The organism is Tenacibaculum sp. TC6, from assembly GCF_050606265.1.
Taxonomy (GTDB): domain Bacteria; phylum Bacteroidota; class Bacteroidia; order Flavobacteriales; family Flavobacteriaceae; genus Polaribacter.
Genome location: NZ_JBOCUK010000012.1, coordinates 86790 through 99665 on the forward strand (window position 1 = coordinate 86790; position 12876 = coordinate 99665).

12 protein-coding genes and 1 tRNA gene are annotated in these 12876 nt (G+C 33.7%); 8 read left to right on the forward strand and 5 right to left on the reverse strand.

Annotated features, from left to right (window positions below):
- The first annotated feature begins 15 nt into the window (after positions 1 to 15).
- From ACQY1Q_RS08880 to metF, 4 genes are read left to right on the forward strand one after another with little or no spacing between them, the layout of a single operon-like run.
- Positions 16 to 369: a four helix bundle protein gene (locus ACQY1Q_RS08880; protein ID WP_431004951.1), complete on the forward strand. Its 354-nt coding sequence runs from the start codon at positions 16 to 18 to the stop codon at positions 367 to 369.
- Entirely contained in the window at positions 366 to 3080 is a 2715-nt protein-coding gene (gene metH / locus ACQY1Q_RS08885) for a methionine synthase (protein ID WP_431004952.1), read from the forward strand. The genes ACQY1Q_RS08880 and metH overlap by 4 nt, the downstream gene beginning before the upstream one ends.
- A gap of 4 nt (positions 3081 to 3084) precedes the next feature.
- Entirely contained in the window at positions 3085 to 3333 is a 249-nt protein-coding gene (locus ACQY1Q_RS08890; protein ID WP_431004953.1) for a hypothetical protein, read from the forward strand.
- Between the two features lie 21 nt (positions 3334 to 3354).
- Positions 3355 to 4311 (forward strand): methylenetetrahydrofolate reductase [NAD(P)H], encoded by a 957-nt coding sequence (gene metF, locus ACQY1Q_RS08895; RefSeq protein WP_431004954.1) that lies wholly within the window; start codon positions 3355 to 3357, stop codon positions 4309 to 4311.
- A gap of 257 nt (positions 4312 to 4568) precedes the next feature.
- Here the strand turns inward: metF and ACQY1Q_RS08900 are convergent.
- The 4 genes from ACQY1Q_RS08900 to ACQY1Q_RS08915 form a co-directional block, all read right to left on the reverse strand.
- Positions 4569 to 4642: transfer RNA gene (locus tag ACQY1Q_RS08900), tRNA-Arg, on the reverse strand.
- A gap of 47 nt (positions 4643 to 4689) precedes the next feature.
- A complete protein-coding gene (locus tag ACQY1Q_RS08905; protein ID WP_431004955.1) occupies positions 4690 to 4917 on the reverse strand; it encodes a putative signal transducing protein in 228 nt (75 codons plus the stop codon).
- Positions 4918 to 4930: 13 nt separating this feature from the next.
- On the reverse strand, positions 4931 to 5083 hold the full coding sequence (locus ACQY1Q_RS08910; protein ID WP_431004956.1) for an SsrA-binding protein: 153 nt from the start codon (positions 5081 to 5083) through the stop codon (positions 4931 to 4933).
- Between the two features lie 97 nt (positions 5084 to 5180).
- On the reverse strand, positions 5181 to 6509 hold the full coding sequence (locus ACQY1Q_RS08915; protein WP_431004957.1) for a hypothetical protein: 1329 nt from the start codon (positions 6507 to 6509) through the stop codon (positions 5181 to 5183).
- Between the two features lie 508 nt (positions 6510 to 7017).
- Here ACQY1Q_RS08915 and ACQY1Q_RS08920 point away from each other — a divergent pair.
- Entirely contained in the window at positions 7018 to 7959 is a 942-nt protein-coding gene (locus ACQY1Q_RS08920) for a calcium/sodium antiporter (protein WP_431004958.1), read from the forward strand.
- Between the two features lie 73 nt (positions 7960 to 8032).
- On the opposite strand, the gene ACQY1Q_RS08925 is transcribed toward ACQY1Q_RS08920, so the two are convergent.
- Positions 8033 to 9049, reverse strand: coding sequence for a glutamine synthetase beta-grasp domain-containing protein (locus tag ACQY1Q_RS08925; protein WP_431004959.1), 1017 nt, complete (start codon positions 9047 to 9049; stop codon positions 8033 to 8035).
- Between the two features lie 189 nt (positions 9050 to 9238).
- On the opposite strand from ACQY1Q_RS08925, the gene ACQY1Q_RS08930 reads away from it, so the two are divergent.
- The 3 genes from ACQY1Q_RS08930 to ACQY1Q_RS08940 are packed head-to-tail and all read left to right on the forward strand — an operon-like array spanning position 9239 to position 12394.
- Positions 9239 to 11422, forward strand: coding sequence for a glutamine synthetase III (locus ACQY1Q_RS08930; RefSeq protein ID WP_431004960.1), 2184 nt, complete (start codon positions 9239 to 9241; stop codon positions 11420 to 11422).
- Positions 11422 to 11898, forward strand: coding sequence for a GNAT family N-acetyltransferase (locus ACQY1Q_RS08935; protein ID WP_431004961.1), 477 nt, complete (start codon positions 11422 to 11424; stop codon positions 11896 to 11898). Before ACQY1Q_RS08930 ends, ACQY1Q_RS08935 begins: the two co-directional genes overlap by 1 nt.
- 13 nt (positions 11899 to 11911) lie before the next feature.
- Positions 11912 to 12394, forward strand: coding sequence for a GNAT family N-acetyltransferase (locus ACQY1Q_RS08940; protein WP_431004962.1), 483 nt, complete (start codon positions 11912 to 11914; stop codon positions 12392 to 12394).
- Positions 12395 to 12876 lie beyond the last annotated feature (482 nt).

Genomic DNA, 12876 nt, shown 5'->3' on the forward strand with positions numbered 1-12876 from the left:
ATAAAAATGAAGAGTATGAATTATACAGAGTTGGATGTTTGGAAATACACAAGAGAATTGGTGAAACTTGTTTATTTATTAACACAATCGTTTCCAAAAGAAGAAATGTATGGCTTAACAAATCAAATCCGAAGAAGTGTTGTATCTATTCCTTCAAACATTGCAGAAGGTATAGGAAGACAATCTAATAAAGAAACCATTCACTTTTTATATATAGCAAAGGGTTCATTACAAGAAGTAGAAACCCAATTATATGTATCTTTTGATTTAGGGTATCTTAAAAATGAAGACCTAGAAAGTATTCTTGATAAAGTAACATCTTGCAAAAAAATAGTAAACGGTTTTATTAACTACTACAAAAAGTTATGATTGAAAAAATAAACCAACAACCAACAACGAATAACCTACAACCTACTAAAAAGTATATGAAGTTATCCGGTTTAGAACCGTTAATTATTACACCCGAAAGTAACTTTATTAATGTAGGAGAACGAACCAATGTTGCAGGATCACGTAAATTTCTTCGATTAATAAAAGAAGAAAGGTTTGATGAAGCCTTGGCTATTGCACGTCATCAGGTAGATGGAGGTGCACAAATTATCGATATTAATATGGATGATGGGTTGATTGATGGGAAAGAAGCCATGGTACGCTTTTTAAACTTAATAGCTTCCGAACCGGATATTGCCAGAGTGCCTATTATGATTGACAGTTCTAAATGGGAAATCATAGAAGCAGGACTGCAAGTAGTACAAGGAAAATCGGTAGTAAACTCTATTTCTTTAAAAGAAGGAGAAGAAAAATTTATATGGGAAGCTACGCAGATTAAACGATACGGTGCAGCAGTAATAGTAATGGCTTTTGACGAGGTAGGGCAAGCAGATACTTATGAACGTAGGATTGAAATTGCGGAGCGTTCGTATAAAATACTAACCGAGGTTGTCGGTTTTCCGGCAGAAGATATCATTTTCGATTTAAACATCTTTCCGGTGGCAACCGGTATGGAAGAACATAGAAAAAATGCGTTAGATTTTATAGAAGCTACTCGTTGGGTACGTGAAAATTTACCGCATGTAAGCGTAAGTGGAGGAGTGAGTAATGTATCATTTTCTTTTAGAGGAAACAACGTAGTACGTGAAGCCATGCACTCGGTGTTTTTATATTATGCGATTAAAGCAGGAATGAATATGGGAATTGTGAATCCGACCATGTTAGAAGTATATGATGACATTCCGAAGGATTTACTAGAACATATTGAAGATGTTGTTTTAGACAGAAGAGATGATGCCACTGAGCGCTTATTAGAATTTGCTGAAACTGTAAAAGGAAAACAAAAAGAAGACGATACTACGGTTTTAGAATGGAGAACACTGCCGTTACAAGAACGTATTACACACGCTTTAGTAAAAGGAATTGACGCGTTTATAGAAGAAGATGCTGAAGAAGCCCGATTAAGTGTTGAAAAACCGCTACATGTAATTGAAGGTCATTTAATGGCGGGAATGAATGTGGTAGGAGATTTATTTGGTGAAGGAAAAATGTTTTTACCTCAGGTAGTAAAATCTGCCAGAGTCATGAAAAAAGCAGTGGCTTATTTGAATCCGTTTATTGAAGCAGAAAAAAGCGAAGAGCAAAAAGCACTAGGAAAAATATTAATGGCTACCGTAAAAGGTGATGTACATGATATTGGTAAAAACATTGTATCTGTAGTATTGGGCTGTAACAATTATGAAATTGTAGATTTAGGAGTGATGGTACCTCCGGAAAAAATTATAGAAACAGCCAAAAAAGAAAATGTAGATGCTATAGGATTAAGTGGTCTTATAACGCCTTCGTTAGATGAAATGGTGTATTTAGCCAAAGAAATGGAACGTCAGAATTTTAATATTCCATTACTTATTGGAGGGGCAACCACTTCTAAAGCACATACGGCAGTTAAAATAGACACACAATACAAAAGTGCGGTTGTACATGTTAACGATGCCTCAAGAGCAGTAACGGTAGTAGGAGACTTACTTAATAAAAACACTAAAAACGAGTATGTAGCTAAACTAAAAAAAGATTATGAAGAGTTTAGAACTAAGTTTTTAAAACGAGGTAAGGAAAAGCATTACATAACCATAGAGGAGGCCAGAGAGCGAAAGTTTACCATAGATTGGAATACCTCAAAAATTTATAAGCCAAAAGAATTGGGTGTACAAAAACTGGAACAAATCAGCTTAAAAGAATTAGTGCCGTTTTTTGATTGGAGTCCTTTTTTCCGTTCGTGGGATTTACATGGAAAATTCCCGGATATATTAGAAGATGAACTGGTAGGAAAAGAAGCCTCTACTTTATATGAAGATGCACAAAAAATGTTGCAACAAATTATAGAAAAGCAAGCGTTAAAACCCAAAGCAATTTTTGGCTTGTTTGAAGCAAACACGATTAACGATGATGATATATCTGTGCAAAAGAAAGGTAATGAAGTAGCTGTGTTTAGAACCCTACGTCAACAATTAAAAAAGAGAGATAATAAACCCAGTTTTGCGTTGGCCGATTTTATTGCCCCGAAAGCAAGCGGAAAACAAGATTACGTAGGAGCCTTTTGTACGGCTATTTTCGGAGCAGATGAACTGGCTACGAAATATAAAGAAGTCCACGACGATTATAATGCCATTATGGTACAGGCAATTGCCGACCGTTTTGCAGAAGCCTTTGCAGAGTATTTACATCATAGAGTAAGAACTAAACATTGGGGTTATGCATCTGAAGAAAGCTTGAGTAATGATGAGCTGATAAAAGAAGTTTATAAAGGAATCCGTCCGGCACCGGGATATCCTGCTTGCCCGGATCATCTTGAAAAAGAAACCATTTGGAGCTTGTTACAGGTAGAAGAAAATATAGGAGTAACCTTAACCGAAAGCCTAGCCATGTGGCCTGCAGCAGCTGTTTCAGGATATTATTTTGCTAATGAAGAGGCCAAATATTTTGGTTTAGGTAAAATAACAGATGACCAGGTTAGAGATTTTGCTGCAAGAAAAAATATTACACTAGAAAAAGCAAGAAAATGGTTGCATCCGGCCATATCGGATAACTAAAATTATGAGAAAAATCGAATTTATAGAATTAACCCTGGGAAGTCATAAAATAGTACATGGGTACAGCCAAAATAATGAAGAAGTTATTGAAGAGGTAACGATAGAAAATTTTTCAAAAAAGCTGGTAGCCATCTCTAGAATTAAATCTGTTAGTGAAAAATACATTTTAACCGATTATGTTGATGGAAGATGGATTTACTGGGAGTATAAAGAAGACTTTGAGACAATTAAAAACAAACTACTAAATGAATAACTCTTTAGATAGAGCAACCATATGAAAGTAACAGAACACATAAAAAAGGCCAAAGGGAAAACCTTATTTTCATTTGAAATAGTACCTCCTCAAAAAGGACAAAACATACAAGAGCTTTATAATAATATAGATCCGTTAATGGAGTTTAAGCCTCCGTTTATAGATGTAACTACTTCCAGAGAAGAGTATGTATATATTCCTAAACAAAACGGATTGTTAGAAAAGAAAGTAACCCGTATGCGCCCGGGTACAGTTGGAATTTGTGCCTCGTTAAAATATAAATATAATGTAGATGCAATTCCTCATGTATTGTGTGGAGGATTTACCAAAGAAGAAACAGAATATGTGTTGGTTGATTGTCATTATTTAGGAATAGATAACGTAATGGCTTTAAGAGGAGATGCAAGAAAAGATCAACAATACTTTAAAGCATCTGATGGAGGTAACCATTATGCGTCAGATTTGGTAAAACAAATTAGCGATTTAAACAAAGGAAAGTATCTGCACGAAATTATTGAAACCCCGCACAAATCTGATTTTTGTATCGGAGTAGCCGGCTATCCTGAAAAACACTTAGAATCGCCAAGTTTAGAAAGTGATTTAAAGCGTTTAAAAGAAAAAGTTGATGCCGGAGCAGATTATGTAGTAACACAAATGTTTTTTGATAATAACAAGTATTTTGACTTTGTAAAGAGAGCGAAAGAAGCAGGTATAAACGTACCTATTATTCCGGGGATTAAACCATTAGCTGTAAAACGTCATCTACAAATTTTACCACAAATCTTTCGTTTAGATTTACCTCAGGAATTAGTTGAAGCTGTTGAAGCTTGTAAAGATAGCAAGGAAGTAAGACAGGTTGGAATAGATTGGGCAATTCAACAAAGTAAAGAGCTGGTTAAAGCCGGAGTACCGGTGGTGCATTATTATTCAATGGGTAAATCAAGTAATGTAAAAGCAATAGCCAAAGAAATTTTTTAGTTTAATTTTTATTTAAATAGCCAACCTCTTCAAACGCAATTTTGAAGGGGTTTTTTGTTTAAAAAAGGGCATAAAAAAAGGAGCTTATTTGGGGTAAGCTCCCAATTTCAAACATTTAATTAAACTAAACTTTTTAATTTTTAAAACGGTTAGTTATTCCTTAGATGCAAAAACTATAAAAAGGTTGCTTCTGATATGGTTATTTTTTTAAAAAAAGCATAAAAAAAACTCTTAACAATTAAGTTAAGAGCTTTTTGTGACCTCGGCAGGATTCAAACCTGCAACCTCTTGAGCCGTAATCAAGTGCACTATTCAGTTATGCTACGAGGCCGTTGTTTTGCGGGTGCAAATATATGACTATTTTTTAGATATAAAAAATTATTTTTCAATTTCTTCTTTAAAATTTTCAATAATATTTTTAGATTCCTCTAAATCAGTAGTCAAAACAAAAAGTTCTACAGCATCCCCTGTAGTTCCAAATCCTGCTAATCTGCCAGATTCTTTTTCATCTTTAATAATAAAACGAGCATTTTCTTCTTCTAATAAAGAAGCTAACCTGTTTACTAAAATTGCAGATCCTGTAAATACTTTGGTATATCCTTCCATACGATGTAATTTTTTATTTTAATGAATTTATAGTGACAAAAGCTCTCCATCCAATAATAGCTAATTGTAATTTCGAAGCTTTACTAATATCTAACTTCCTTTTCGTAAAAGAAGGTAAAATAAGCTTATTCAGCTTAGCCAGTAGTGTAAAAAGAGATTTTTTCATTATTGAGTTAATAGATAATCAAAAATAATGAAAAATATGGATAAAAAATAATGACAGAGTGTTCTTATGCACTCTGTCAATGATTGTCTTTTTCTTTTTATTTATCTTTTTCCATCATTTTCTTAGCTAAGTCAGCTCCGATTAATGATTCTAGCAAATTCCCACTATTTCCGTTTTTACCACTTTCTATATAAGTAGAAGGTAGTTTTAAATCTTTCAATTCTTTAGCAACTCCCACGGCGGATTTATATTCCCATTCGGCACGTTCTTGAGGTGTTAAACCGGCACTTACTAATTTTTGGTTTTCATAAGCTTGTGCATCGGCAGCCAGTTTTTTACTTTTAGCTTTAAACTGCTCAACCTCATATTGCTTTTTCTCTTTTATTAAGTTAAACTCGGCAACTTTTGCTTCTGTTTCAGCAGCTATGGTTTGTTGAATTTGAGCTTTTTCTAATCGGGCACGTTCTTTAGCTTTTTCAGCTTCACCTTTAGCCTTTTCTTTTTGAGCTCTGTAAAATTCGCGTTCAGCTTGTTGTTTCTCTAATTGTGTTTGAGCAACTTCTTCTTTTTGTAATTGTAAACGATTGTCAAAAGTTTCTTCCCAATCAATTTCAGTTACTACCGCTTGTACTACTGTTAATCCGTATGACTTTAATGAATTTCCTCTCACGCGAACGGGTTGATTATCTTGTATTTTAATTCTAAACCTTTTCTGACGCGATTCTTTATTAGGAACAGTCCTTACTACGGTACTGTCACCAATAATTTCAGGCTTTTCATTATCTGAATACTCCTCTAACACATACATTCCGTTTTCTAACTGATCTTGAAAATAACGGTCAAAATCTGCCGCCTGTCCTGAAATATAATCTTGAGCAGCCATTAGCTTACAAGTGTTTTTTATAGATTGATCTATGTTAGGAATAATACGCGAACGAATTAAGTTCTTTTCAGTCTTGTTTCTGTCGGCAACAGATAAAAACTGAGACTCATCTGTAATGTCAATACTAATTACTATAGAAGTCGCTATTTCTCCTTTTACCGCATCGTTAAATTCCCACTGTCTGGCTTTATCAACGTATGCATATTTACTTTGATCGCCTAAATTTCCGTTTGGATCAGGAATAACATATTTAATAGGCATTTCAAACTGGATAGGAATTAAACGTCCCCACATTTTAGTATTAATCCCCTGTCTGAAAACAGCTTTTTGAGTTCCCCACGGATATTGAACAGCATAGGCAGTACCTGGTTCTGCGTAAAAAAACATGCCGGTTATAATGCTCATGATAATTCCGATAAAGGTTAACTGAATACTACGAGCAGTAGTAAACCATTTTAAATACTTGTTGTTTTTTAGAATAGAGTTGAAAACCAACGTTGTTATTCCAATAATAATTAATAAAATTCCAATAAATGTTAACATAAGTAATAGTGATTTTTAAGAGTTGATTAAATAAAATGTTGAATAATAAATACTGCAAATTGAACAATAAGAACAATTATTTTCAGTGTAATAGTGATCATTAGTTTTGGTTGTTTTTGTTAATAAAAAAAGGGTTAATTCCGGAATTGTTTTTTGAAGATATAACAAAGTGAATTATCCTTCCAAAAGTTTTAAAGAGAATTAATTAATTTGAATTGGAATATGTAGTTTAAAAAGTTATTTGTGTTTTAAATTAAAACTTATGTTTCTTGTTTTGAATTTTAAATTTTAATTGTAAATGTTGTTTGTTGTTTTAAATGTTAATGAATTAAAGGCGTTTTTTTTACTGCTTTTTTAAAGTAAAGGAAATGTTGTTTTTTAAATGACTAAAAAGCGAGGTTCAATTTTGAGTGAAGAAAAAATTGCTTCATTTTTTAGAGGAGAGAAGAGTCTGAATTTTGAGTTTATTTTTGCTGGTTAAAACCCTATCTTCGCAAAAAAATAATTCATGAGTATTGTATATATCATTATAGGTTTAATATTATTAGTTTTTGGAGGAAATTGGTTGCTAAAAGCTGCGGTAGGGTTATCATTAAAATTGAACATTCCTAAAATTGTCATAGGGATGACTGTGGTATCTTTTGCTACTTCTGCACCGGAGTTAATAGTGAGTGTTAAATCTGCCTTAGACGGGGCTACAGGATTAGCTTTAGGAAATGTTATAGGGTCTAATATTGCTAATTTGGCCTTAGTACTGGCTATAACAATTATTCTATCACCTATAGATGTACAAAAAAGTTTTTACAAAACAGATTGGCCTGTAATGATGATTGCTTCTATTATGTTGTATTTTTTTATCGTAGATGATAAAACCATACAAACCTATGAAGGAATGATACTTTTTGTAACTCTGATAGCTTTTTTAATTTACCTTTTACGTTTTCAAAAACAAGCCGTTGTTGATGAAATGCCGGAAGATGATGAAGAGTTGCCTTTATATAAAATAGTGTTGTTTTTAGCTATTGGAGGATTAGGTTTGTGGGGAGGTTCTGAGCTATTAATTAACGGATCGGTAACTTTAGCCAAAAGCTTAGGGGTGAGTGATGCGGTTATTGGAGTAACCGTAGTTTCTGTAGGAACCAGTATACCGGAATTAGCTGCGTCAGTAATAGCGGTGTTGAAAAAAGAAAAAGCCATTTCTTTAGGAAACTTAATAGGTTCTAACGTGTTTAATATTTTAGCGGTTTTAGGTATTACAGCTATGATTACTCCTATCGAGGTTAAGGCAGATGCTTTAAGTTTAATACAGAAAGATATTTATTGGATGCTAGCAATTTCATTTGCTGTTTTACCATTAGTTTTTATACCGAAAGGTTTGCGTTTAGGATGGAGAGATGGAGTACTGTTATTAATAGCATATGCTGTTTTTGTGTACTTTACCATTTCATAATAAAAAGAAATATTATAAACATAAAAAAACCGCCAATTGACGGTTTTTTTATGGGATTAAAGAAGCTTTATAATTAAGCTGTAATCTTTGCGCTTTTAACTGTTTCAACAATTCTTCCGGCAACTTTATAAGGATCGGCATTAGAAGCAGGTCTTCTATCTTCTAACCAACCTTTCCAGCCTTTTTCAACTGTAATAATTGGAATACGGATTGATGCTCCACGATCAGAAACACCATAGCTAAAATCGTTGATAGAAGCCGTTTCGTGTTTACCTGTTAAACGTTGATCGTTATACTCACCATATACATTAATGTGTTCTTTTGTTACCGGACGGAAAGCTTCACAAACTTTTTCGTAAGTCTCTTTGCTACCGCAAGTTCTTAATAAAGTATTAGAGAAGTTAGCATGCATTCCTGAACCATTCCAGTCACCTTTAATTGGTTTTGGATGGTACTCAATGTAATACCCGTACTTTTCAGTTAATCTGTCAAGTAAATAACGAGCTACCCAAATTTCATCACCGGCTTTTTTAGCACCTTTAGCAAATAATTGAAATTCCCATTGTCCGCAAGCTACCTCTTGGTTAATACCTTCAAAAGTTAATCCGGCAGCAATACATAAGTCAGCATGTTCTTCAACAAAATCTCTACCATGTGTGTTTTTTCCACCTACAGAGCAGTAGTACATACCTTGAGGCCCAGGATATCCACCAATAGGGAATCCTAAAGGAAGTTGAGTGTGAGTATCCATAATAAAATACTCTTGCTCAAAACCAAACCAGAAATCGTTATCATCATCATCAATAGTTGCACGAGCGTTGGTAGGGTGTGGAGTACCGTCAGAATTTAAAACTTCTGTCATTACTAAAAAACCATTTTCACGAGCAGGATCCGGGTAAATAGCTACAGGCTTTAACAAACAATCAGAGCTACCTCCTTCTGCTTGTTTAGTAGAAGAACCGTCAAAAGACCAAATAGGACAGTCTTCTAATTTACCACTAAAGTCTTCAACAACTTTAGTTTTACTTCTCATGTTTTGTGTTGGATAGTAACCATCTAACCAAATGTACTCTAGTTTTGATCTTGTCATGATGTATGTTTTTTTAATAATATAATTGTTGCTGTGTTGTTTACGATGCAAAAATGATTATTTTTTTAATTACCCCCAAATTTTTAAGGGTGTTTTTTTATTAGATGTATGTAAAATTAATATTACCCCTATTTTTTTAGGGGTAATTGTTTTTAATTGTTATTTTTGAGTCACTTTAAAAATAATATTATGTCTGCTATTCGATTTAATGCATTACAGGAAACCCTAAACAGAAGTTCAATACTAATTAGTGAAACTAAAAAAAGATCTGAGTTATTTGCTGAAAATGTTTTTAATGAAAAAGCAATGCGACAGCATATGACCAAAGAAGCTTATCAAAGTGTGATAGATGCTATAGAATTCGGATCTAAAATAGATAGAAAAATAGCAGATCAGATAGCGGTAAGTATGAAAGATTGGGCTATTTCAAAAGGAGCTACTCATTATACACATTGGTTTCAGCCCTTAACCGGTGCTACAGCAGAAAAACACGATGCTTTTTTTGAAACCATTGAGGGTGGTGGGGCTATGGAACGATTTGACGGAAGTCAATTGGTACAACAAGAACCGGATGCCTCTTCGTTTCCTAACGGAGGCATACGTAATACCTTTGAAGCAAGAGGGTACACTGCTTGGGATCCTACATCACCAGCTTTTATATATGGTACCACTTTATGTATTCCTACTGTTTTTGTAGCGTATACCGGAGAGGCATTAGATAATAAAGCCCCTTTGTTACGTGCTTTGCAGGCAGTAGATGAAGCAGCAACAGCGGTTTGTAAATTTTTTGATAAAAACGTAACTAAAGTCAATGCAACCTTAGGGTGGGAGCAAGAATATTTTTTAATAGATAAAGCCTTAGCGGCAACTCGCCCTGATATTATGATGACAGGAAGAACGCTTTTAGGCCATTCTTCAGCTAAAGGGCAACAATTAGACGATCATTATTTTGGTTCAATCCCCTCAAGAGTTATGAATTTTATGAGAGATTTGGAACAAGAGTGTATGTTATTAGGAATACCTGTGAAAACAAGACACAATGAAGTGGCGCCTAATCAGTTTGAATTAGCTCCTATTTTTGAAGAAGCTAATTTGGCGGTAGATCATAACTCTTTATTAATGGATGTGATGGAAAAAGTATCACAGCGTCATCATTTTAAAGTGCTTTTTCATGAGAAACCCTTTGCAGGAATAAATGGGTCGGGTAAACATAACAACTGGAGTTTATCAACCAATACAGGAGTTAATTTATTAAGCCCAGGAAAAACACCAATGAAAAACCTACAGTTTCTTACCTTTTTTGTAAATACCATAAAAGCGGTATGTGATTACGAAGAATTGATAAGAGCTTCTGTGGCAAGTGCCAGTAACGATCATAGATTAGGAGCTAATGAAGCGCCGCCGGCTATTATATCTGTATTTATCGGGTCGCAATTATCTGAGGTGTTAGACGAATTAGAAAATGTTACCAAAGGGAAGTTATCACCGGAAGAAAAAACAGATTTAAAATTAAATATTGTAGGAAAGATCCCTGAAATCTTATTAGATAATACGGATAGAAACCGAACGTCACCTTTTGCTTTTACCGGAAATAAATTTGAATTACGTGCGGTAGGCTCATGGTCAAACTGTGCAGGTCCAATGACGGTGTTAAACACCATTATAGCCAAGCAGTTGAAAGATTTTAAAAATGAAGTAGATGTTTTGGTAGAAGAAAAAAAATTGAAAAAAGATGAGGCTGTATTTAATGTATTAAGAGAGTACATAAAAGCCTCTAAAAAAATTAGATTTGAAGGAGATGGTTATGGAGAAGCTTGGGAAAAAGAAGCTAAAAAACGCGGACTGAGTAATAATAAAACCACTCCGGAAGCTTTAAAAGCCAGAGTTTCTGATAAAACGATTGCTCTTTTTGAAGAGATGGGAGTTATGAACAGGGTAGAAGTAGTAGCCAGACATGAAATAGAATTGGAAGAATATGCAAAACGCATTCAAATTGAAGGTAGAGTTTTGGCGGACATGGCAAGAAATCATATTATTCCTATAGCAATTCAATACCAAAATACCTTAATAAAAAATGTAAAAGGTTTAAAAGAGATATTTGAAGAGCATTACGAAAGCTATGCCGGAGAGCAAATAGATTTGATTAAAAAAATATCAAGTCATATTGCAGAAATAAACTCTAAAGTAGAGCGTATGACGGAAGAGCGAAAAAAAGCCAATAAGCTAAAAGGGCAAAAAAATGCAGAAACGTACTGTAATAAGGTAAAGCCTTATTTTGAAGAAATTCGTTATCACGCTGATAAGTTAGAATTATTGGTAGATGATAATTTATGGCCGTTAACTAAATATAGAGAACTCTTATTTACCAGATAATGAATGATAAAATAACCCTTACAAGAACTAATTCTGATAATGAGAATTTTATTGGTTTAGTGGAAGAACTAGATACTTATCTTTCAGGAATTAACGGAGATCAGGATGCTTTTTTTAAACAATTCAATACAATAGATACACTGCAACACGTAGTTATTTGTTATTTAGATAAAATCGCTGTGGGTTGCGGAGCGTTTAAAATAGTAACCGATGAAACGGTTGAAGTAAAACGAATGTATGTGAAACCCAAATACAGAGGTAATAACATAGGTACATTGGTGTTGAAAGAACTGGAAAAATGGGCAAAAGAAGAACGTTTTGAAACTATTATTTTAGAAACAAGTAAAACAATGGAGCCTGCGGTAAACTTGTATCGAAAAAATGAATATGCTATTATACCTAACTACGAACCTTACAAAGATGTAGAGTCAAGTGTGTGTTTTAAAAAAAGTATCGGACTTAATATTTTAAGTTAATTAATAAGGAGTAATGATAACTGTAACTCAACTTACCGAGTACCATTGGGAAGAAGTAGCCGAAATATTTAAGGAAGGCATACAAACAAAGAATGCTACTTTTAGAACTCAAGTTCCTGATTGGCAAGAGTGGGATATTACACATCACTCGCACTCTAGATTGGTGGCTGTTGATAATGGTAAAGTTTTAGGCTGGTGTGCATTGGCTCCGGTATCTGCGCGTTTTGAATATAGAGGAGTAGCTGAGGTAAGTATTTATATTGCATTAGATTCCGTAGGAAAAGGTATTGGAAGTATGCTTATGAATGCTGTTATTGAATCTTCTGAAGAAAATGGAATTTGGACTTTGTATTCAAGTTTATTTCCGGAAAACACGGCTAGTGTTAATCTACATATTAAAAAAGGATTTAGGCGTATCGGAATCCGTGAAAAAATAGCTCAATTAGATGGGGTTTGGAGAGATACCGTTTTGTATGAAAGGAGAATTCCTGAATAAATACCAATAACAAAAAAACGTATCACGTGAACACGTGATACGTTTGTAATGAAAACTAGTCAAACATAATCGTTTGTCTTAACCTGTGATAAAAATAAATAGAAGGTATTTTTTCGCTTGCTACATTTCCGACTTTCAATATTCAAAACACATATATTATTGTTTCAAAATCGACAAATGTTTTCTTTTTTGGAAAATAAGAAGAAAATAGAGTATAAGTTTGTCTTTTACAAAACAAACTTATACCGTAATATAAATATAATCTGGGGGGAATTAATCAAACAAGCAACTGTCATATTCTAATGAAGTTGGTTAAGTAAAATTAAAAAAGTAACTTTTAAAACGAAATAGATAGCAGCCCTAAAAAATAACTGGTATTACTAGGTATGATATAGGTAGAAAAACTGTGTCGTCCTAAAAAACCATTACAGTTTTTTAGTATGATTAAAGATATAAAATCTCTCAACAAACATGTGTTTGTT